This is a genomic window from Dictyobacter formicarum, assembly GCF_016587435.1.
Genome location: NZ_BNJJ01000006.1, coordinates 135,011 through 156,116, shown reverse-complemented (window position 1 = coordinate 156,116; position 21,106 = coordinate 135,011). Strand labels below are relative to the sequence as shown.

The window sequence follows — 21,106 nt, the reverse complement described above, 5'->3', positions numbered from 1 at the left end:
AGGACGTGAGCCAGCAGTTTGCGCAAAGATCAGGTCTGCCGGGGCATAATACGTTTCTATGTTTAAATTGATCAAAATACACATTGATAACTTTGTGGCCTGGCATCCACAACAATATAAGTTTCTTTTTTTCTGTTATTTATTTATATGAAAGCGCTAGCGCGCGTGTGAGCTACAGGCATTGCGTAGGTTACATATTCTTTTTGTGGATAATGATCCACATATACATGATAGAATGAAGCAAGCGCTGGGTGGCGAATTTACTGTACAGTGCGTCGGATCTGTTTCTGAGGCTAGACGATGCCTCTCTTTATCTCAGCCTGATATTGTGATCTCAGAGGTGGTGATAGGGCGGGAGAGTGGCTTAGATCTATGTCGCTACGTGCGCAGCAATCCCTCACTTCAGCAACTTCCGATTATGTTGTTGACCTCTATGGCCACTTTGCAAGATAAGGTGGAGGGTTTTCAGGCGGGAACGGACGACTATGTCGTGAAACCGTTTGATACGCATCACCTGATAGCCCGTATCAGATTGTTGGCAAGAATAAAGCGTCTAGAGCGGCGTACCACCGTCTAGACGCTTTATTCTTGCTTTTGTTCCTCTATTCAGCAACTAACCAGGGAAGTGGCAGGCTGCGTAATGGTTGGACTGCTTCTCTTCCAGTGGTGGAATGACTTCGCGACAGATTGCCTGCGCTTTCCAGCAGCGAGGATGGAAATTACAGCCACTGGGTGGATTGACCGGGCTGGGAACATCACCTTCAAGGATGATGCGCTTGCGGCGCAGCTCTACCTCAGGATCAGGCACAGGAATTGCTGACAGTAGGGCCTGGGTGTATGGGTGCAAAGGCGTCTCATACAGGCTCTCGCTCTTTGCCAGCTCAACCACACGGCCCAGATACATCACAGCGACGCGGTCGCTGATGTGTTTGACCACCGAGAGGTTATGGGCTACAAACAGATAGGTCAGGCCGAATTTTCCTTGCAGGTCCTGCAAGAGGTTCAAAACCTGCGCCTGGATCGAGACGTCCAGGGCCGAAACGGGTTCGTCGGCAACCACAAATGATGGATGTAGAGCCAGGGCGCGCGCAATACCGATACGTTGACGCTGACCACCGCTAAACTCATGGGCAAAGCGGTTGACATAGAAAGGATTCAGGCCCACCGTCTCCATCAAGTGGGCCACTTCCTCTTGAATCGCTTTGGAGTTGCCACGATTAAAGTTTTCTAGCGGCTCTGAAATAATCTGACCAATCGTGTAGCGTGGGTCCAGCGAGCTATAAGGATCCTGGAACACCATCTGCATATCTGCGCGCTTGCGACGAATCTCGTTAGGTGAGAGTTTGGTCAGCTCCACGCCATTCAATTTGACCGAGCCTGCGGTTGGCTTGAGCAATTGGAGGATAGCGCGGCCAGTGGTTGATTTGCCACAACCACTTTCACCTACCAGTCCTAATGTCTCGCCGCGGCGGATAAAGAGGTCGACACCGTCAACCGCCTTTACCTGAGCCACTGTGCGCCCGAGAAGGCCACCTTTGACCGGAAAGTGGACCTTGAGTCCTTTGACATCAACGAGTGTGGTTCCTGTCGCCTGGGGCGTCTGAACTTCTTGTGCCATAGTTTACCTCTTGTACTAATTTGGATAGAAGCATGCTGCAGTTTGATCGCCACGACCAACGAGCTGGAGCTCTGGTCGCTCTTGACGACAGCGAGCCTGTACTTTGGGACAACGCGCGGCGTATGGACACCCCTGGGGGACGTTGATCATGTCAGGGGGCTGACCAGCGATCGGGGTAAGCCGTGCACCACGGACGTCGTCGACGCGCGGGATTGATTGCAGAAGCCCTACGGTATAGGGATGGGCGGGCGTCTCAAATATTTGTTTGACCGGGGCTGATTCTACGATATGGCCAGCATACATAACATTTACATACTGACATGTACCGGCGACTACGCCCAGGTCGTGGGTGATCATCATGACGGCGGTCCCAAACTCCTGCGATAGACCCTTCATCAGCTCAAGTACCTGAGCCTGAATGGTCACGTCGAGCGCGGTCGTTGGTTCGTCCGCGATCAACAGCTGCGGATTACAGGCCAGGGCAATAGCGATCATCACGCGTTGGCGCATACCGCCACTAAATTCGTGGGGATAGTTTTTCGCACGCCTCTTGGCATCCGGGATGCGCACCAGGTCAAGCATTTCGACGGCGCGGCGCCATGCCTGATCGTTGCTGACATCTTTGCGGTGCCGCTTTACTGTCTCGGCGATCTGATAGCCGACAGTAAAGACCGGATTCAGCGAGGTCATGGGATCCTGGAAGATCATGGAAATTTTGCTACCGCGCAATTCGGTCAGCTCATCCCGGCTCTTATCCAAAATATTTTCCCCGTTGAAGAGGATCTCGCCGCCAGCGATTTTCCCAGGAGGGGTTGCGATCAAGCGCATAACTGACAGGGCAGTAACGCTTTTGCCGCTACCGCTTTCGCCTACTACACCCAGGGTTTGGCCGGGTTTCATAATAAACGAAACATCGTCAACAGCTTTGACCACTCCTCCTCTCGTGTAGAAGTAGGTTTTTAAATTATTGACTTCCAGCAAGTTTGCTGCCATATATCTATCTCCACTTACTCTTTAGTCTTTTGAATGAGGATCAAAAGCGTCGCGCAATCCATCACCTATAAATGAGAATGATAGCACGATGATGACAAGTGTCAAGGATGGGACTAAAAGTTCCCATGGATAGGCCGTCAGGGATTGTGAGGCCTGCGCGATCATCAGGCCAATACTGGACCCGGGCGGTTGTACGCCGAGACCAAGGTAGCTGATGCCTGCTTCGCCCACAATGGTGCCCGAGATGTTCAGGGTTGAAGCAACCATAACGATACTGAACAGGTTGGGAACGATGTGGCGGGTCAGGATGGTGAAGTCCTTGGTTCCCGAGGTTTTGGCGGCCTCAATAAATTGTTGTTCGCGTAACTGCAGCGTTTGACCGCGCACGTAGCGGGCCATTAACGGCCAGGCCGTAAACGCCAGCGCCATTGAGACGAGCAGCAGACGAGCGTTTCCGTTGGGCCCTACAACCGGAATCTTAGAAAGATTATCGTCGGCCCAGCTACCCAGAATACCAGCGATCAGGATGACAAAGAGCAGACCCGGGAAGGCGAACAGGAGATCTGCCAGGCGGGCCAGAAATTGGTCGATCCAGCCGCCATAGTAACCGGCCAGCACACCGATGCTAATACCCAGCGTAATGTCCACAATTTCAACGACGATCGCCAGCACAATCGAGATCAGCATACCCTGCATCAGGCGTGCCAACAAATCACGTCCAATGCCATCGGTACCCAGCCAATATTGCGCCGAGGGCAACTCATGGGTCCGGTCCAGCTCCTGGTGATCATAGGTATGATAAACATCTGGGCCGATGATTTTAGAACTGAATGGTCCTTTATAGGGGCCACCAATGTGTTGATAAATAGGGGGTCCAAGCACGGCCACTACTACCATAAAGATAATAATGCCCAGGCTGATCATGGCACGCTTGTCACGGCGAAAGCGTCTGAGGGACTCTTGAAATGGTGTCCGTGATTTCTGTGCCTTCAGATTGACCGGAGCCGTTTCCGCAATGATGGCTTCTTCGGGAATGGATTCTACCTGGTCTTCAGGATGGCCAGGTAGGGTGTTTAATTCCCATTCGGGCTGAGCCACATTGGAGCTGGGAGCAATAAATCCGGGCGCACCTGTTTCTGGTTTGTGATCATGTGTGTCCATTTTTTCTCCTATGAAACTTTAATGCGTGGATCTACGGCTGTATAGAGCAAATCAGAGATGAGATTGCCTAATACCACTCCAGTGGCCAGGAGCACTGTCGTCGCTTGAATGACTGGATAGTCGCGCGTGGTGATGGATTGGATAGTGATATAGCCAATTCCATTGATATTAAAGACATTCTCAGTAAAGAAGGCACCGGTGACCAGGAAGCCGAGGGTGACTCCCAGGACTGTGATGATTGGGATCAATGCATTGCGCATGGCGTGGCGGTAAACGACGACGCGCTCTTTGAGGCCTTTGGCGCGAGCGGTGCGGATGTAGTCCTGGCGCAGCACTTCTAATGTGCTGGTGCGAGTAAGACGAGCAAAATACGCCAGGCCGATCGCTGCATAGATAATGATGGGGCCAAGTTTAAACTGAATATCTGATGGTGTGTACTGCCAGGCATTGCCCCAACCTGCCACCGGCCAGCTGAGTCCAACTGAGTTGTGGAGATAGACAATGGCTACCTGGAAGAGCGATGCCAGAATGAAGGAAGGTACCGAGAACAGGAAAATCGCCAGACCCATGCTGATGGTGTCGATCCAGGTACCCGACTTGAGGGCTGCCAGAATGCCCAGCGGAATACCAATGAGGACCTGGACCAGTAAGCCCCACATACCAAGCTCAAGCGACGTAGGCACTCCATCCTTCAGGATATCCCAGACCGGGCGATTTTCTGTCTGGAAGGATGTCCCGAGGTCACCATGTAAGAGCCGGACGATGTAGTTGAAATATTGCTGCAGCAAGGGTAAGTCGAGACCATATTGGTGTTTGAGGCGTAGGTACTGAGCTAAATTAAAGTGGTTTCCCATCATTTCTTGGATTGGATCACCTGGTGCGGCGTACCCAATGATGAACGTGATGAATGTCACGCCCAAGAGCACAAAGACAAGGCCAATAAGCCTTTTAAGAAGAAATTGAGCCATCTTGAACCTTCTACTCCCTTGTCAAACACTTGGAGGGTAACAATGGTCGTGCACATGAAACGAATGCAATGTAGCTAACAATAAACTTCAGTGAATACTGGATTGAGTTACAATACTTTTGTTTTTGCACGCCAAATGTTTCTCGTAGTCTCCATAACGGAGAATGTAAGGGACGGTCGCTCGTGTATACATGATACTGCTGCCTGGTGGGCTTATCCACGCGAAGGCACCTTTCGGTAGATATCCATTGGAATATGTTGACAACAGATGATTGATACATGAGCTAATTTTTGCTATTTTATGTGAGGGCGTTATTATTGTCAAGGTAATTGGCTATGCTACATTCAGTTGGCCAGGCCCTGATGCTAAGTATGTATACCCTACAACAAACTCTGCATATGTCTTAGCTACACTGCTATTTCACGACACTGTGCGACCATAAGATCAGGGATAATGAATAGTTTCCCATTCATTATCCCTGACTACTGTGGCGGAGCATGATTGCTATGGCTTTGCCTGCCCTACCACAGCAGTACTGCTTGCTTAGTGGTTGGCAATATAGACTTTAGCCCACTCGAATGGAGGGGTTGAGTCGCCAGCATTGAAGGTACGACCCACAACGTAGCTTTTCAGCACGCGGGAACGAGCCAGCTGGAAGATTGGCAACCAGACAACTTCGTTGACCAGAGTCTGCTCAGCGTCGTTGTAAGCCTGTATGCGTTTTGTGGTATCCTGCTCAGTGTCAGCGGCAGCCAGAGCCTTCTGAACCTGGACCTGGATAGCAGAGTCAGTTGTTTTATTCTGACCCCAGTTTGTCTGATTGTTGGGAGAACCAGGGGCGAACTGAAGGGTCAAGAAGTCCTGAGGATCAGGATAGTCAGCGCCCCAGCCACTCTCGAACATCTGCACGCTAGCGTTGCCAACGGTCTTCGGCAGCGAAGCACTCAAGGTTTCAAAGTCGGTGGGAACAGCCTGAACGGTTACGCCCAGAACGTCTTTCCACTGCTGGACAGCGACGGCGATCTCTTTGTCGGTGTCAGCGCTACCGCTTGCGTACTGGAATTTGATCTTGGGCAGGGCGGCGACATTGGCATAGCCATCTTCTTTCAAGCCTTTGTCAAATAACTGTTTGGCAAGGGTTGGGTTACCGGCTGTGCTGGTTGTGCCGTCCGGACCTTTGAGGTTCTCATTGTAGCCAGGCATGCCGCTTGGCACAATGTGATTGGTTGGGACATCAACGTTTTTAAAGACGACCTTCATCATCTCGTCTTTGTTCAGGGCCAGTGCGAAGGCCTTACGGATGTTGAGGTTGTCGAAAGGCTTGGCCATGAAGTTCAAACCATAGTAGAAGATGGAGAGAACCGGTATCTTGTGGTACTCTTTGCTGCTCTGTACTTCGTTCAAGAAGTCGGTTGGAACAGCGGCCTGGTCAACCTGGCCATTTTTGTAGGCCTCGTAGGTGGTTGTGGCATCTTTGTAGAAGGTGCTGACAACTTTGATGGTTGGTTTGGCTTTGACATAGTTGTCATTAGGTACGAAGACAATGCGCTTGCCGTGAGTATACTCCTGGACTTTGAAAGGACCTGTGCCGCCGCCCTCTGTCAGGTGGTCGGTGAAGTTTTTGTTGCCGTATTTGTCAATCAGCTTTTTCTCTACCACATATGCGGTCGAGTAGGTCAGGGTTGACAGGAAGTAGCCAGCAGGCTGGGTGATCTTAATGACAACGGTGTTGGGATCAGGAGTCAGTACGCTGTCACCAATGATGGTTTTGATTTTGCCAGCCAGCATTTTGTCTGAGTCTTTAATCAGGTTCAAGTAGCTAGGAGAAGCAGGAGAACCAAGGTCAGGCAGTAATGCACGATTCAGGCTGTATGCAACGTCAGCTGATGTTACCGGTGTGCCGTCACTGAACTTCAGATTGGGTTTTAGCTTAAAGGTCCAGGTTTTGCCACCATCGGAAGCTGACCAGGAATCGGCCAATTCGGGAACGACTTTCTGGTCGTTATCCAGAGTGACAAGTCCGGTGAAGACCATACCAATGGCCTGTAAGGATGTCTGGGTGGTGGCCATCGCAGGGTCGAACGTTTTGATGTCTGCGATACCAGCAAGTGGCCAGTTAAATACCTGCTTGTCAGCCGGTGCTTTGCCACCCGTGTTGTTGCCGGTCCCGGGGAGTGGTGACCCGCTGCCACCGCAGGCGCTCAGCACAGTTGCCATCAGGATCAGCATTGTTGCAATGACCCCTAAGGCCGATTTCTTTGTCGATCGCATGAAGACTTCTCCTTGTTACATAAAGGAATCAAGATAATTGATTGGGAAGGTGCTGTTTCGCTTTGTCCATCACGCATAGTTGTAGTAGATAAATTGTGTTTGATGGTAAATGCGAGACGCCTTCTTCATTTCTCATGGAATTCTTTTCATTCTACTTTTGAAAAGCTATATTTCCATGATCATGCATTCATTAACCATTCACAGTGCCATTGGGGGAGCCAGCATAAAGATAAACGGCTATCTCAATGGTGAGATATCTGTGTTTATTGGTCTTTATATAGTAATTACGTCAGGCTTTGACTAAATCTCACATGAATTGACTGATTTAAATAGAGAAAGTGAAAAGAGTTTGTATCTTGCATAAAGGGAAATCACAATGAGCTCGTTGCGTGGCGAGTATTTCTTTTTTCTATTGATAAAAATGCCTGGCCAGCATAACCAGGCATTTTGTGTAACACCATCTGCAAGAGCTTGCTGGCAGATGGCGTAAGGTGCATTTAGCGTTGCTTGGCGGCATTATTGAACGCGATAAATGTTGGCCCAGTCATCGGGTGGGATGCTGTTCTGGGCGTTATCATTGATGCCAATGATGTTGGGATTGCGTAAAAAGTTTTCGGTTACCTGCTCCATTGGTAGCCAGGCGACATCATTGATGAGCTGCTGTTCGGCTTGCTGATAGCTTTGGAACCGTTCGTTGGCATTGCGATTCATGTCTGCATCTGCCAGTTGCTGCTGTACCAATTGCTGCTGTGCCGCGGTAGTACTGGTGTTCTGGCCATAGTTAAAATTATTATTGACCGCGCCCTTCGCAAATTGCTGTGATAGCCAATCCTGAGGATCGGGATATTCGCCAACCCAGGCCAGGCCCCACATTTGAATACCATTGGCATTACCGGTGGCACCAGTAACTTTATCGAGCAACGTATTATAGTCTACAGGACTTGCTGTGACCTGAATTTTGAGGACTTTCTGCCAGTCCTGGATCATGGCTTTTACTTCTTGATCAAAACCATCTACACCTGAAATATACGTCAGCTGAATAGGTGGTAGCGCGGTAACCGAATTGATCTTTTCCTCTTGCAATCCTTGCTGTAATAGAGCCTGGGCCTTTTGAGGATTCCCTTTCAAGCTGTCTGTTCCATCGGGCCCGGTAATATGCGTGTTGTTACCAGGCATACCGACAGGCACGATATGATTGGTGGCTATCACGGTGTCCTGCCAGACATTTCTGGCGATGGCCGTTTTATCGATGGCCAGCGCAAAGGCCTGCCGAATGTGAATATTATCAAACGGTTTGGTCAGATAGTTCATGGTATAGTAGTTGATCCAGAGCTGGGGTACCTGGTGATAATCTTTGCGCTTCTTATCGTTGACCAGGGTGTTTAACGGCACTCCTGTCATGTCTAGCTGGTTATTCGTGTAAGCCTGGTAGGCTTCCTGGGCGGTATGATAGAAGATGTAGGAAACCTTTTGTAGCTGTGGTGTCTGGTTATAGTAGTGGCTGTTGGGCACAAAATCGATGCGCGAGCGGTGAGTATAGGTCGCTACCTTAAATGGACCAGCGCCACCACCTTCATTTAAATGGTCTGTAAAGCCGGTCTGATATTTGTCAATCAGTTTCTTTTCCACTACATAAGAACAGGGATAGGTAAGCATGGAGAGGAAGTAGGCAGACTGTTTGTTGGTGACAATGACTACAGTCTGCGCATCTGGCGTCAGGATGCTATCGTTCAATAAAGTTGAGACGCGTCCTGCCAGTAGTTGATCGGAATCCTTGATCAGGCGCAAATAAATAGGCGCGACCGTCGATTTGGTTGCCGGCTGGAGGGCGCGATTGAGACTATATGCGACATCTGCCGAGGTAAGGGGCGTGCCGTCGCTAAAGGTCAGGTGCGGTCTTAACTTAAAGGTCCAGGTGACGCCATCGCTTTCCTGGTGCCAGGATTGGGCAAGCTGGGGATGCACCTGTAGTTTATCGTCGCTCTGGACCAGTCCTGTATACAGCATTTGAATGGCTTGTATTGAGGAGGGATCATGGGCCAGGGCGGGATCCAGCGTATCAAAGTCAGTCACGCCTACCAGGGGCGCGGTATAGGTTTGTTGGTTGTGTGGTGCCTTTGTTGGTTGTCTGGTAGTCGTGTCATTGCCCCCTCCAAATGGATTACTACAGGCCGATAAGACAAGAGGGATCAGGCTGGCAACCAGTAAAAGAGCGTAGAGAGGATTTTGCCTGCGTTTGTGATAGTCTGTATTTTTTATCGGCATTTGAAGCCTTCTCTTTCAGTGCGGCAGAAATAATCGTTGATCTATGTCATGATGATGAGGAGTAGTCGCGCTTGACTTAGAGCGTGCTTGCTGCGCATGCGTTTTCGCACCTTCGGTGCTCAAGAAGTTTTATTATATATTGTAGAAAATGTGCGAAGCACATTTTCTACAATATATAATAAAATGCGGGCGTATGCGCCCGCCCGTAAGGGGGCGCTTTGCTTCCCAGTGCACTGGGAGGCAGACACTCTCTACGACAGCTGTGAAACGAGCGAGTCGCGTTTGCCCAGTGCGGCGGCACGCAGAGCAATATGCAGGTAGTTCTCGATGTTGGTGCTGGCCAATTCCTTGGGCCAGTTGATGAATTCTTCGCCCGCGGCCTGTACGATCTGCAATGAATGGCCCTGGTCGATCGTTGTGTCGTTCAAGGCGGCGACCAGGCTGATCGTTCCAAAGAGGGCTCGCGCATCATGTCCTAAGTTCAGATAGCGCTGAGCTGTATGGAGGGCCCCACGTAGATCTTTCTCTTTTAATTGGACCTCCAGGGTTTCCAATTGACTGATAGCGATCAAGCCACCGCCGGTCGCGGTAGTTGTGGCGGCTGCAGCCGGTTTGGCCACTTCCTGTGCCTGTGCTGTCACTTCTTTATAGAGGGCATTGATATAGGCGGCGGAGGTAAAGATCAGATTATACACTTCTTCATCCTGTACCTGGCTGAAAACATTGCGGACCGCTGAGGCAAACAGCAAACCATGTGAGACGCGAATGAAGAGGTCGCGATCTCCGTCGCCTACTTTTTGGATGATCTCTGCGGCAGCGAGCGCGACGATTGAAGCGACCGCACGTGGAGATGCTTCACCCGGAATGATGGCGTCGTAGACCTTCTGGCAGACCTCGGCGGTCTCTGCGTTACTGAGCAGAACTTGCTGCAGTGGCAGCGCATTCGCGTTTTTAGGGGCCGATAGACGTGTGCGCACGCTGGCCAGACTGTGTTTTTTGGTGTCCGAGGTAAATTCGCGCACGGTCTGAATCCAGGTTGCTTCAGGTTTGTTGGGCTGAATGGGGAGGTGTGGGGCCAGCCAATGCAGTAACTCAGGCACATACTCACCCCATTCGACCGCATCCAGCAACTGGAAGCCGCGTGCAGTATACATCAAGGGATGGCCGCCATTGGCGAAGGTGGTTGAGACCGCCTCGTAGGCGCGTACCTGTAGCGTGCGGTAATCGGCACCTGTTCCATACAATCCGAGCAAGATGCGCTCGGCCAGCAGGGGGTCATTTTTCTGAATGGCTTCATTCATGACCTGGTTGACGCTTTTGTCCTGATCGAGAAACGCACTTGGGAAGAGCGGTTGCGGCTTCTCGTATGTGACGTTTTGACCATTGCGAATTGCTGGTGCGGCGGTAATCAGCGCGCGCATAAACAGCGGCAGGGTGCGTATCTGTGGTGGAACTTCAGTATCTAATGGCGCTGGACGTGCGCGAAGAAAACGCGCCAGCATTGCTGCCGCCGCGAGTGTAATACTGACATGACCTTCTGGATCACCCTTGGTGGCCATCATACCGATACGACCAAGTAATACATCGGCGTTACGTTCTTGTTCTAATAAGCTTCGGGCGCTAGAAATAATGCGTGCGTTATCTTCACTGACTACCGCATCAATCAGCGTTGAGAGGTCCACTCTCAGTTCTACTGCAGCCATATATGACTCCTACATATGTAAGTACGTATTTATAAGAATATGCATAGTTTGCTTCTAATAGCAGATACTATTCTTTTAGTTCGCGAATAGCATTTTCTATGCCGGGAATTTCTGCGTATTCTTCATCTAATAACTTGTACGCGCGGCTTAAATAAAGTTCCGCCAATTTAGCCCCACGTTCGGTGGGAGAGGTCGCGGCTTTCACGATCTCTGAGCCGCGATATTTGTCTGGTAACAGACGGGCCAGACGCTCTATACGCCGTTGCGTATCCTGGAGGAGTGCTTTGTCCTGCCCTTCCAGTGCATAGCGTGCCATACCGACCAGTTTCCCTACCTCTGCCAATTTCTGCCGTTCAGATAATGTTTGCAATAAGAGCTCTTCCGTATCCAGTTCATCAATTGGAGTTGCTTCAGGAATTGCCGCCTCTGCAGGCTTTCGGCTTATCTGCTCTGCCTGAGAAATATAGTTGGCATATAGTTGAGCATATTCCTGGCTACACATGGTAGCCATCTGCATGCGCTCTACCTCTTCGGACGATGTAGAACCAATATCGCAGAGATCGTCTGCGCGGCGTTCGGCCAGCGCTTCCAGTTGCTCAAGGCTCATTCCTTCTTCTAGCATGGGGGGAATGGGCATGCCAGCGATACTCTCTGCGCCCTGTAATTCTTCCGAGGGAATCTGGGCGGCAAAGAGTGGAGGTAGGTACTTCGCGATCGACATGGGTATTGGCGGTACGAGACAATAGGTACTATAGACAATCCGTGAGTTGCTTCTACTTCTTGCTATGAAAATAGCATGCCCTTTAGGAGCTTGTGGATTCCCACGTAAGAATTGTATACCCATAACGAAGTGTCCCTTCAAATTTCAGGGTCGAAGGCGAGCTCTGTGAACTCGCCCTGGCCTGGTTGTATTTGTTTTTCACAGGTTTTCTCGCTGTTACCTGTGTTCTCCTTAGAAGGAATGTGTTTCTATTATTTTAGCCCTTTGGGGGCACTCGACACGCCTTCTAGTATATCATCGATAGCAATATTTCTGCCTTATTATAAACTACGACGCAGCAGAGCCAGGCGTTTGACGAGATCGGTGTTGATCTGGATGTCTTCGGCCGATAATTCGTCTCCTCCCACTGGAATCGCTTCCTCATAGGCTTGTAGATATGCTGTGACCTCCTTTGCTCCGGCGATGTGTACAAAGTTCTGTAGTAGTGTACGCGCCTGGGTATCATTGTGCTGGCGTAAGTCGGTGACGGCCGTTCCTGCATACTGCTCGGCATATTGGCGCAGGAATGTGCCCCATCTCTGTGGCGCATTGATGCTATTCATGACGCGCTCGACCTGGATGATGGCTTTGCTCTGCTCGTCGCGGGCGCGCTCGAAATCTTTGCGTAATAAGAAGATGGAGCCGCGTGCAAAGCGCGTGTCGGCTACTCCTAATGGGCGCCGTTGCTGGTGATAGTGGCGCAGAGCCTGTTCGAAGTCGTTGAGGGCGTTGTCCAGCTCTTCTTGTGAGCGATATGTGAGTCCACGTGTCAGCAGGGCATCGGCCTCGTTAGTCTGATCGTCGGTCTGCTTGAAGCGCACCAGTGCTGCTTCACAGTTTTCCAGTGCTTCATCCCATTGTTGCTGCCCGATGTGGACCTGGGCGACACCAAGTACGGCCAGCCCGTCGCCATCGGTGTTCTCGAGCAACTGGAACTGGCGGCCAGTTTCGTAGAAGGTATTGAGCGCGGACTCCAGTTCTCCTCGTGATAGCCGCGCCTGGGCCTGTCCCAGTAAGGATTCTACGGCCACTTCTGGCTGTTGGAGGGCTTCGGCCTGATTGTGGGCACTGCTATATAGTGCCTCGGCTTCGGTAAAATCTCCTTCAGCCAGGCGCAATTGTGCTCGTACCGCCAGAATCTCGGGCAGCAGCTGCCTGGCCTGCACGTTGTTGGTGGTTGCTGCCTCTGCTGCCTCTAGATGGCTCTCGGCCCCCTTCATGTCGCCGCTTAAAATAGCCAGGCGTGCCAGACCTATTTTTGCTGCTGCCAGGGCCGGAATGCCGATGGTGCTGTCTGTTTTTTCGGCCAGGTCATGGGCGTCAGTGAAGATATTTTTTGCCTTGCTCAGCTCGCCTTGCTGCTTATGTACATGGGCCAGTCCTAGCAGGGCTCGATTTTCGACTATTGGATTGTCGAGTGCATGGGCCTGCTTGAGTCCATCTTCCAGGGTCTTGCTCGCACGGTTCAAAAAACCTCTACGATATTGCACTAATCCCAGTCCTACGGTCGTTTCTGCCTGCCCCAGACGATAGGCGGTAGCCTGGAAGGTGCGCAGGGAGCGCTCCATGATCGAGCTGGAGTAGGAGAGCTGGCCACGGCGCAGATTAATTTCGCCTAATACGCGGCCCGCGCTGGCTGTGCCCAGGGCGTTGTGCTGGTTGGTATAGGTTTGCAGCGCGGATTGGGCGGCGATCAGTGCCTGATCAACCTGAGACTGGATGAAATTGATCTCGGCCAGACCAAGATTGGCATCGGCCTGCCCTAATTCATATTCGATCAGGCCTGCCAGATTGAGGGCGTCGGCCAGCACGGCTGTCGCCTCGTCCAGGCGCTCCTGATCGATATAAATACGACCCAGCCCCACCTGGGCATCTACGATCCCATAGTTATCGCCGGTTCGCTGGTAGATCTCTAGCGCCCGTTTATAAGCCGTCTCAGCCTCGTTAAACTGGCGGCGTAAGCGCTGAATGTCGGCCAGGCTACGGCTGGCATCGGCCTCATTGGTCGTCTCATTCGCCTCTTTGAAATAGCGAATCGCATCCTGATAATGTTCAGTTGCATAACTCATGTTGGCACGCTGCAGCTCAATGTGCCCCAGCGCTAATTCCACATTGCCCAGACCCTTGCTATTTTGCTGCTTGCGATAGATCTGTTGCGCATTCTGGTAGGCATCCTGCGCTCGGTCCAGGTGGGCCAGGCGTCGCTCTATATGCCCCATAGAGAGTGCGCTGGAAGCCATTAATAAGGGACGATCGGCCTCCTGATAATGTTTGAGTGCGCGTTGATAGCTATTAACCGCCTGCTCCAGTGCGTTATTCTGTTCCTGAATATCGGCAATCATCGCCCGGCAATCGCCGGCTTGCTTGAAGTCTCCACTCAGGCGAAAACGGACCTCTGCATCCCCGAAGGCTTCAGTCGCCTGGTCTAATTTACCATCGTTGTAGGCTGTAAAGCCTGCCTGCAAGCGTTTTTCTGCTTGCTGACGATCTTTTTCTTTTTTTTCATTTTCTGATGTAGTCATAAAGATATATTCCTCACACCCATACCTGGTTGAGTGTTCATGTTTTGATTGCATCAAGTACTTGCTTCATTGTATATTCCGTGACTTTCGAAAGTCAAAAAACTCTGAAGGAAACTCTGATTGCTTGCAAAAAAATAAAGACAGGAGAGCTTGAGGGTGCTATAATGGCGGAGAATGTTATAGCAATAGCTATATGCATATGCTTTTACGTTAGCCGCTGTTTTTGCTGGGATTCTCAGCTCTATTATTGAGTAAAATACTCACGGGACAGCCGAATGTTAGTATTTTTGAAAGGCAGTTCTTATTATGTATGAAGACGCTCTTGCACGTGTAGATCTTTTCTCCGCCTTAGATAAAAAAGAACTTCAGGCCCTTGCGAAAAGTTGCCAGGAACGCTCGTACAATGCCGGTGCAACTCTCATTGCTCAAGGCGATAGTGGGGTTGGTCTCTACATCATTACAAGCGGAAATGTGCGTATCACGAAATCCAGAGAGGCAGGGCATGAGGAAGATTTGGGCACCCTGAACGCTGGAAACGTGTTGGGTGAGATGTCGCTGCTGGATGATTTACCTCGCTCGGCTACAGCCACTGCCGTTGATAATGTAACTGCCTTGCTGCTTCCTGTCTGGGAGTTCCGCACCTTTTTGCGCAATCATCCCGATGTCGCTCTGAAACTGCTGGCCGTTTTGAGCCGCCGCTTACGCAAAGCTGAAAATACGCACGCAGAATAATAATTCAGGTAGAAAAAAGAAGAGTATTCCAGCACAAATGATTTTCTGATTGGGATACTCTTTTGTTATCCTGACGCGGGCCCACTTTTCTGTCTATATATCGTCTGGAGAATAAGTCTCCGCGTCATGACGCTCTATGAATTGATTGAGGCTATTAGAGTCTGGTTTTTCTCGATTGAGCAGCTTTTGGATCTCTTCAAACATCGTCTCAACATCTCCGAAAGATCGATAGACACTGGCAAAGCGAATGTAGGCGATCTTATCCATCCGTCGTAAATGTTCCATGACGAGCTCTCCAATGACATTGCTGGGTATCTCTTGCTTGCCAAAGCGGTAGAGTTCTTGCTCGATTTCTTCAACTGCTTTTTCGATTTCTCCCGCTGGCAAAGGACGCTTCTCACAGGCTTTGCGAATGCCAACATAGAGTTTCTGGCGATCAAATGCTTCGCGTCTCTGGTCTTGTTTAATGACCATCAAGGAAAATTTTTCGACCCGCTCATAGGTGCTAAAACGACCTTTGCAATGTTCGCATTCTCGACGCCTGTGAATTGCGTCTCCAATATCTCGGGAATCTTTGACTCGTGACTCTGTGCCTCCACAAAAAGGACATTTCATCCTGTGCCCAAATCCTTGTTCTGAATATAAGTTAGGAATATTCTATCATATATAGTCGCTTGGAGGCAGTTTTTTATCTTTACACGAGCGCGGCAGATGCAGTGGCCGTTGCGTATTCCTCAGACTTGATAGCCGACGACGCTGACGTCCTGGATTCCGCTGCTATGGGAACCGGGTGCTTTTGCTGATGAGGAGGACGTACTTTTCCTATATATCCGGAACGCAAACGTGAGCCCTGACGCCAGTAAGCATACCAATAAGGCCCGTGCCCCTGCCCGTTGCGGCATGTGCTGCATGATGCCTTCCCACACTTACGATACTGTAACTGATAAGTAATATGTTGATTGCTAGGTATCTCTGTCATCTTTTTTATCGTGCGGAAACCCCTGCCTTCAGGCATGGGGAGGAGCACGCCTCCTTCTTCCTATCTCTCCTCGTGTGTTGTCCAGGCGGGCGTCCGTTTTTGATGGGAACGGACAAACCTCGCCGCTTACGCGGGTGATGTTTGCCTCGACGGGGATATCGGTCTGCATACCTCCTCAGTACTGCCTCGAACCCCGTCTGACTGGTTAACTGAGAAGTTATAGAGCCTGGGACTGGCACGCATTCCAGGGTACGTTCTTCAACACTGCCGATATCGTAGCCCGATAGCCTTCCGAAGAACGCTCTGGCTGGGTCTGGTCAGGTCCAGGCTTGCATCGGACGGGCAGAAATCATCCCCTGATACAAGCCCCCGCCGCAGAGACGTGGGGTACCTGACGTACCCTTCCACACATCTATACATGTCGAAGTGGCCTTAAAATCTACTGATATAATACCATCATTGTATGAACGTTTGGTGAATTTAATGCAACAAAAAATTAAACATTGTTAATATTTTGGCATGTTTCATTTGTACAAATGTATTTTTGTATAACACATTTTTCATATGTAGAAAACGGCATCATGGATCACTTTTTGCGTACTGGCAAAACGACTCCTACCATCTTCTTGCTTTTGGTTTGCTCACTATTGATGTTTGAGTCAGATTTTCCGTATTGTGATGGCATTGTGATGCTTATAAAAGGTATTTTGTTTACCAGTGAGCTCTACCGGCGCCGGGCGCCCGCCGACGCTTTTGGCATGGTGATATAATGGTGTCTGTACCCGCTTTTGCAGCGACGAGTCATTGCTTTGTTCGTTACGTTGTGTTGTTGGATTGGAAAGAGAGCGAACTATGCAAGTTATTATCAAAAGCAAACAGATGCAGGTCACACCACAATTACGTCAGCGGATCGAGCGCAAGGTGCAGCGCCTTGCACGCTGGCTTAATGATGAAGCGCGCGTCGAAGTAACCGTTGCGGAAGAACAGACGCGTAGTGCTAGCGATCGTTACAGTGTTCACCTTGCACTGACTGGCAACTCACATGCTATTCATAGTGAGGTAAGTGCCTTAAGTGCCAGTGCCGCCCTCGATATAGTTCTCGATAAAGTTGTCGCGCAACTTGGTCGTCAGAAAGATCGGCAGACCAAGCGACGGCAGCATGCCACCCCTATTAAAATTCTTTCTCTCTCTCGTTCGGGCGTGCTTTCGTCTTTGGATGAATACGAAGATACCGAGGTGCCTTCCCCAACGATGGAGGATGAGCATAATGAGGAGATCTGGTCCAAAGTATTGGAAATTCGCCGTTTGCCCACGAAGCCTATGACTGATAATGAAGTAATTGAGCAAATGGAGAAAAGTGGGAACTCGTTCTATCCTTTCTTTAATGAAGAAACCAATAGCGTGAACGTGATGTATAAGCTGGACACTGGCGGGTACGGATTGCTGGTGCCAGCGCAAGAATAAAAGGGATGACTCGTTACTCGCTGAAAGCTGGTTAGTGCTGTGGCCCTCTACCGTATATGGTAGAGGGCCACGGTGCGTTTGTGAAACCATGCGCTTCGTGCCTGCAGCCCCTGACGCGCCTTCGACACTCTCTCAGAAAGTGCCTGAAGTCCATGACAATGGGAATCAGAGCGCCCTTGGGCCTGGGGAACGCAGGCGTCCCCCCACTCTTTTTATGGTTCGCGCACCTGCTGCGCCAACCATAAAAAACCTTTTGAGCGCCGAAGGCGCGTAGCGTCAGGGGGCCGCAGGCGCGAAACATCTGGCTTTCAGACACACTCTCAAAAAATGTATTTAGTGGTGCAAGAAGTGTTCATCGCTCACTTCTTGCACCACTAAATACAGAATGTTTATGCAAGCGTGATTTCAAACTGCCAGGGTTGTGCGGGGAGTGGCTCGAATTGACCTAGTGGATCGGCGGCACGAATGGTCAATGTACGTGCTTCAGATGACGGCGAGGGGCGGAAACGGGCGGTGCCCTGGTAGACGGCGTTATTCGGTCCGCTGGCCAGATCGGGGCGAGCCAGGATCATGCCACCGCGATCGCCGGTCCATTGGGTGCCTGTGTTGTCTTTAAGGAAAAAAATGATACGCGGCACAAAGGCGAAGCCGGCCGTAAACGGTGGTCGAATCCATAGGTATTGTAGCTCAAAGAAATCTTGATAATAGAGAATGCGATGTAGGATCAGGGTCATCCCTTGTTGTTTTTGTTCGATTTCTAAGGTGACTGTACGCAAAGGTTCGCGTGCAGCTGTGTTTTCATTCCGCTCGGTTCCCAGTGATGGTGCCGCAACGACCACCGGAGGACGTGATGCCAGCTCCAACGCCGCGGTTGAAAAGGGCGTTGGGTCACGGAGAATATCGTTACACAGTTGCAAACAATCGTCGCAGATGTAGGCGGCTCCAGGGCCAGCGATCATGCGTCGTACATCTGAAGAGTGACGACCACAGAATGAGCAGCGAGCCATTGACCGATCAAAACTCATAGCATATTCCCCATCAGTTAAACCGGCGTGTTAACGTTTGTGGGTGCGCAATACTGCCGCAGCCTCACTATACAATCCTAGTCGTTCAAGTATAGAGGCGTGTGCCTCCCATTCTAACGAATCTTCCAATGGCGTAAGTAATGGTGACAAATTTGTTTTTTGTAATTCTAACACAGTTGAACCATTTTCAGAGGTCGTACTAGTACGATTTCCATTGAGTAATTGAGGTTCTGTATCGGCTTGATACCCATATTTACGTTGCAGGGCTAGCTCGATTAAGTAATCAGCAAAATGAGGATTTTTTGGTAATAATGAGCCATGGAGATAGGTTCCATAGGCATTGCGGTAAATGGCACCTTCGGTCTGGTCCTCGGCATTGTTTCCGTGACCTTTAAGTACTGTTCCCAGGGGTTTGGCTGTACCTAAGTATGTGCGGCCGCCGTGGTTTTCAAAGCCTACAAGTGTCTGTCCATTCCAACGCAGGGCGATATTGCCAATACAGCGGGCCACCTGCGAACCTTTATGCTCGGTCCAGGCATCGAAAACACCCAGGCCACGCATATCGGGACCCTCGGCGGGACGGTAATAGTGGGCGAGCAGTTGGAATCCTCCGCAGACCGCCAGAACGGGCATGTCGTCTTCGATGGCAGCCCATAAGCCGATGCCTTTCATTTCATATAGGTCTTGCGCGACGGGGGCCTGCTCTTTATCCTGACCGCCGCCAATAAATAGCATATCATATTCATCTGGTGCCAGTGCATCCCCTACTCCCAGACCCACAACGCGTAGTTCAATGCCCCGTAGCTGACAACGTCGGCGCAGGGTTAAAATGTTGCCTCTATCTCCATACAAGTTTAATTGATCTGGATATAAATGGCCCAGTGTGAGTGTGAGCGGCTGTATTCGATATTGTGCCATACTTTTAAGCATCTCTTCCTTCCCAATAATGTGGGGTAAAACCGCGCTGTTCTAATTCACGATGTACTTCCAGTAACCCTGTATACGTCGGTACTACGAAGAGAGTTTCGCCCACAGGGGTTTGTTGTAATGCACTGTTTAAGGCATTTTTGATCCCATAGAGGCGTTCATTGATTGCTTCTGGTAGTTGCCCTTCTTCTTTGTTTATTATCTGGTTCTTTTTCAGGTGCCTGGAACGGGTCGTTTGAGTATTTTTCTGGGCCTTTAAGCGGGTGGCTGGGATAATGGTCATAGTTTGTTCGTTGATGCCGGCATATTTGAGGCGCAGCGCTAGGTCCAGAGCGCGTGTGCCACTGATGACCAGCGTCTGAGTCTGCCCAAGTGCTCGTTCAAAATCGACATCCCAGATCCAGGAAATATCTTGTCCATCAGCGATGTTATCATTGAGGATGAAGAGTATATGACGTGTTGTGCCGTCGCTGAAGAGTGTACGGAGCACTTCATTGAAGCCTGTAGGATTTTTGGCCAGTAGCAGGCGCATGGTTTTGCCATCGGCCTGGATGCGTTCGCCGCGTCCGAATACGGGCTTGGATTGCTCGATGCCGCTGATAATGGGTTCCCAGGGGGTGTCCAGTGCCAGGGAAGCAGCGCTGGCAGCCAGCGCGTTATAGATGTTGTAGAGTCCTGGCAAGGGCACGATTAATTCCCGCTGCTGGTCAGCTACCTGGATCTGCAGTCGGATGCGATCAAAGGTATCGACCTGGACGTGGGTAACACGCACGTCTGGCTGAGGTCGTTTTTTGCCGCACTGGGGGCAATGATAATGCCCCATATGACTGTAAAAATGCAAATCGTATTCGTAATCGTGTCCACAATTGGAACAGACGCGGGCGTCTATGACCTGGTGATGATCAGCTTTGGTTTCGTCTTCTTCCCTCTCAAGTGCTGTTTCAATACCATAGTAGAGGCAGCGACCCGCGAAACCATCGCCTAACTGAGCAATGGTTGGGTCGTCAGCATTCAATACCAGAGTTGTGGTTGCTGGCAGCAGGGCAATGGCCTGTTTCCATTTGCTGACGACACTATCAACTTCTCCGTAGCGATCTAACTGGTCGCGGAACAGGTTAGTGAAGACAATCACCCGGGGAGGAATTGAGCGCACAATTTGTGGTAAGGCTGCCTCATCTACTTCTAAAATAGAGATCGCCTGGCCGGCCCGACGTAGATGTCCATTAGGTTGGGCGCGAATCACTAGCGAACTGGCGACGCCTCCAACCAGGTTGGAGCCCTCCCGGTTGCGCCAGACGCGTAAGCCGTCATCGCGCAAAATGGCTGCGATGAAACTGCTGGTGGTGGTCTTGCCATTCGTTCCCGTAATCATGACACTGCCATGCTCAAGCTCGGTAGCCAGGTGTTCTACGATATCAGGGTAGACGCGTTGCGCGACAACGCCCACGATACTGGTACCGCCTCCAATATGAAGGCGGCGGCTGATGGCACCGGCGGTGCGCCCTGCCATCACTGCGACACCTGCGCGCACTGCACGCTGGCGTCGCATGGGACGCGGCTTCCTCGTAATCCCTTTATCTGGTGGGGGAAGTGACGCGGTCTCCATCAAGCTTTCTCGTGGTGGCTGATCGCTTTCGGACGAGATTGGCTGAGATGGTTGTTCTTTTCGCATGCTATTCCTCCGCATCGGCGCTTCTGCTTCTATCCTCTATAGTAGA

The 21,106-nt window shown here is 50.7% G+C and carries 19 protein-coding genes; 4 read left to right on the top strand and 15 right to left on the bottom strand.

From position 1 onward, the window contains the following. Positions 1-205: 205 nt before the first annotated feature. A complete protein-coding gene (locus JMI88_RS40655; protein ID WP_201362111.1) occupies positions 206-577 on the top strand; it encodes a response regulator transcription factor in 372 nt (123 codons plus the stop codon). A gap of 36 nt (positions 578-613) precedes the next feature. On the opposite strand, the gene JMI88_RS12220 is transcribed toward JMI88_RS40655, so the two are convergent. The 9 genes from JMI88_RS12220 to JMI88_RS12180 all read right to left on the bottom strand — a co-directional run bounded on the left by JMI88_RS12220 (position 614) and on the right by JMI88_RS12180 (position 14,261). Continuing rightward, positions 614-1,618 carry an ABC transporter ATP-binding protein gene (locus JMI88_RS12220; RefSeq protein WP_201362110.1) on the bottom strand — a complete coding sequence of 335 codons (1,005 nt, stop codon included), beginning with the start codon at positions 1,616-1,618 and terminating at the stop codon, positions 614-616. Positions 1,619-1,633: 15 nt separating this feature from the next. Further along, on the bottom strand, positions 1,634-2,611 hold the full coding sequence (locus tag JMI88_RS12215) for an ABC transporter ATP-binding protein (RefSeq protein WP_201362109.1): 978 nt from the start codon (positions 2,609-2,611) through the stop codon (positions 1,634-1,636). Between the two features lie 21 nt (positions 2,612-2,632). Continuing rightward, entirely contained in the window at positions 2,633-3,772 is a 1,140-nt protein-coding gene (locus tag JMI88_RS12210; protein WP_201362108.1) for an ABC transporter permease, read from the bottom strand. 8 nt (positions 3,773-3,780) lie between these two features. Continuing rightward, positions 3,781-4,740, bottom strand: a complete 960-nt coding sequence (locus JMI88_RS12205; RefSeq protein ID WP_201362107.1) for an ABC transporter permease — start codon at positions 4,738-4,740, stop codon at positions 3,781-3,783. A gap of 543 nt (positions 4,741-5,283) precedes the next feature. Beyond that, entirely contained in the window at positions 5,284-7,011 is a 1,728-nt protein-coding gene (locus JMI88_RS12200; RefSeq protein ID WP_201362106.1) for a peptide ABC transporter substrate-binding protein, read from the bottom strand. 516 nt (positions 7,012-7,527) lie between these two features. Beyond that, positions 7,528-9,276 carry a peptide ABC transporter substrate-binding protein gene (locus JMI88_RS12195; RefSeq protein ID WP_201362105.1) on the bottom strand — a complete coding sequence of 583 codons (1,749 nt, stop codon included), beginning with the start codon at positions 9,274-9,276 and terminating at the stop codon, positions 7,528-7,530. A 251-nt stretch (positions 9,277-9,527) separates the two neighbouring features. Continuing rightward, positions 9,528-10,979, bottom strand: coding sequence for a hypothetical protein (locus JMI88_RS12190; RefSeq protein WP_201362104.1), 1,452 nt, complete (start codon positions 10,977-10,979; stop codon positions 9,528-9,530). 67 nt (positions 10,980-11,046) lie between these two features. After that, positions 11,047-11,823, bottom strand: a complete 777-nt coding sequence (locus tag JMI88_RS12185) for a hypothetical protein (protein WP_201362103.1) — start codon at positions 11,821-11,823, stop codon at positions 11,047-11,049. 197 nt (positions 11,824-12,020) lie between these two features. Continuing rightward, entirely contained in the window at positions 12,021-14,261 is a 2,241-nt protein-coding gene (locus tag JMI88_RS12180; protein WP_201362102.1) for a tetratricopeptide repeat protein, read from the bottom strand. A 306-nt stretch (positions 14,262-14,567) separates the two neighbouring features. Between JMI88_RS12180 and JMI88_RS12175 the strand changes: the two genes are divergently transcribed. Then, positions 14,568-14,993: a cyclic nucleotide-binding domain-containing protein gene (locus JMI88_RS12175; protein ID WP_201362101.1), complete on the top strand. Its 426-nt coding sequence runs from the start codon at positions 14,568-14,570 to the stop codon at positions 14,991-14,993. 93 nt (positions 14,994-15,086) lie between these two features. Here JMI88_RS12175 and nrdR read toward each other — a convergent pair whose 3' ends face one another. The 3 genes from nrdR to JMI88_RS12165 form a co-directional block, all read right to left on the bottom strand. Further along, positions 15,087-15,608 carry a transcriptional regulator NrdR gene (nrdR, locus tag JMI88_RS12170; protein ID WP_201362100.1) on the bottom strand — a complete coding sequence of 174 codons (522 nt, stop codon included), beginning with the start codon at positions 15,606-15,608 and terminating at the stop codon, positions 15,087-15,089. A gap of 79 nt (positions 15,609-15,687) precedes the next feature. After that, positions 15,688-15,972 carry a DUF6788 family protein gene (locus tag JMI88_RS40650; protein ID WP_373323823.1) on the bottom strand — a complete coding sequence of 95 codons (285 nt, stop codon included), beginning with the start codon at positions 15,970-15,972 and terminating at the stop codon, positions 15,688-15,690. A gap of 28 nt (positions 15,973-16,000) precedes the next feature. Further along, complete coding sequence (locus tag JMI88_RS12165; protein ID WP_201362099.1) at positions 16,001-16,141, bottom strand: hypothetical protein; 141 nt, start codon at positions 16,139-16,141, stop codon at positions 16,001-16,003. Positions 16,142-16,553: 412 nt separating this feature from the next. Between JMI88_RS12165 and JMI88_RS12160 the strand changes: the two genes are divergently transcribed. After that, positions 16,554-16,742: a hypothetical protein gene (locus JMI88_RS12160; RefSeq protein ID WP_201362098.1), complete on the top strand. Its 189-nt coding sequence runs from the start codon at positions 16,554-16,556 to the stop codon at positions 16,740-16,742. An 82-nt stretch (positions 16,743-16,824) separates the two neighbouring features. After that, a complete protein-coding gene (hpf, locus tag JMI88_RS12155; protein ID WP_201362097.1) occupies positions 16,825-17,436 on the top strand; it encodes a ribosome hibernation-promoting factor, HPF/YfiA family in 612 nt (203 codons plus the stop codon). A gap of 389 nt (positions 17,437-17,825) precedes the next feature. On the opposite strand, the gene JMI88_RS12150 is transcribed toward hpf, so the two are convergent. From JMI88_RS12150 to JMI88_RS12140, 3 genes are read right to left on the bottom strand one after another with little or no spacing between them, the layout of a single operon-like run. Beyond that, the gene (locus JMI88_RS12150; RefSeq protein ID WP_201362096.1) at positions 17,826-18,461 is read right to left on the bottom strand and encodes a ClpX C4-type zinc finger protein; all 636 of its coding nucleotides are present in this window, start codon (positions 18,459-18,461) and stop codon (positions 17,826-17,828) included. Positions 18,462-18,491: 30 nt separating this feature from the next. Then, positions 18,492-19,379: a type 1 glutamine amidotransferase gene (locus JMI88_RS12145; protein ID WP_201362095.1), complete on the bottom strand. Its 888-nt coding sequence runs from the start codon at positions 19,377-19,379 to the stop codon at positions 18,492-18,494. A 4-nt stretch (positions 19,380-19,383) separates the two neighbouring features. Then, positions 19,384-21,060: a MurT ligase domain-containing protein gene (locus JMI88_RS12140; RefSeq protein ID WP_201362094.1), complete on the bottom strand. Its 1,677-nt coding sequence runs from the start codon at positions 21,058-21,060 to the stop codon at positions 19,384-19,386. Between the last annotated feature and the right edge of the window lie 46 nt (positions 21,061-21,106).

Excerpts from the sequence above, each read along its gene's own strand:
- JMI88_RS12220 (WP_201362110.1), bottom strand. The coding sequence starts at position 1,618 with ATGGCACAAGAAGTTCAGACGCCCCAGGCGACAGGAACCACACTCGTT.
- JMI88_RS12215 (WP_201362109.1), bottom strand. The coding sequence starts at position 2,611 with ATGGCAGCAAACTTGCTGGAAGTCAATAATTTAAAAACCTACTTCTAC.
- JMI88_RS12210 (WP_201362108.1), bottom strand. The coding sequence starts at position 3,772 with ATGGACACACATGATCACAAACCAGAAACAGGTGCGCCCGGATTTATT.
- JMI88_RS12205 (WP_201362107.1), bottom strand. The coding sequence starts at position 4,740 with ATGGCTCAATTTCTTCTTAAAAGGCTTATTGGCCTTGTCTTTGTGCTC.
- JMI88_RS12200 (WP_201362106.1), bottom strand. The coding sequence starts at position 7,011 with ATGCGATCGACAAAGAAATCGGCCTTAGGGGTCATTGCAACAATGCTG.
- JMI88_RS12195 (WP_201362105.1), bottom strand. The coding sequence starts at position 9,276 with ATGCCGATAAAAAATACAGACTATCACAAACGCAGGCAAAATCCTCTC.
- JMI88_RS12190 (WP_201362104.1), bottom strand. The coding sequence starts at position 10,979 with ATGGCTGCAGTAGAACTGAGAGTGGACCTCTCAACGCTGATTGATGCG.
- JMI88_RS12185 (WP_201362103.1), bottom strand. The coding sequence starts at position 11,823 with ATGGGTATACAATTCTTACGTGGGAATCCACAAGCTCCTAAAGGGCAT.
- JMI88_RS12180 (WP_201362102.1), bottom strand. The coding sequence starts at position 14,261 with ATGACTACATCAGAAAATGAAAAAAAAGAAAAAGATCGTCAGCAAGCA.
- JMI88_RS12175 (WP_201362101.1), top strand. The coding sequence starts at position 14,568 with ATGTATGAAGACGCTCTTGCACGTGTAGATCTTTTCTCCGCCTTAGAT.
- nrdR (WP_201362100.1), bottom strand. The coding sequence starts at position 15,608 with ATGAAATGTCCTTTTTGTGGAGGCACAGAGTCACGAGTCAAAGATTCC.
- JMI88_RS40650 (WP_373323823.1), bottom strand. The coding sequence starts at position 15,972 with ATGACAGAGATACCTAGCAATCAACATATTACTTATCAGTTACAGTAT.
- JMI88_RS12165 (WP_201362099.1), bottom strand. The coding sequence starts at position 16,141 with ATGCAGACCGATATCCCCGTCGAGGCAAACATCACCCGCGTAAGCGGC.
- JMI88_RS12160 (WP_201362098.1), top strand. The coding sequence starts at position 16,554 with ATGGATCACTTTTTGCGTACTGGCAAAACGACTCCTACCATCTTCTTG.
- hpf (WP_201362097.1), top strand. The coding sequence starts at position 16,825 with ATGCAAGTTATTATCAAAAGCAAACAGATGCAGGTCACACCACAATTA.
- JMI88_RS12150 (WP_201362096.1), bottom strand. The coding sequence starts at position 18,461 with ATGAGTTTTGATCGGTCAATGGCTCGCTGCTCATTCTGTGGTCGTCAC.
- JMI88_RS12145 (WP_201362095.1), bottom strand. The coding sequence starts at position 19,379 with ATGGCACAATATCGAATACAGCCGCTCACACTCACACTGGGCCATTTA.
- JMI88_RS12140 (WP_201362094.1), bottom strand. The coding sequence starts at position 21,060 with ATGCGAAAAGAACAACCATCTCAGCCAATCTCGTCCGAAAGCGATCAG.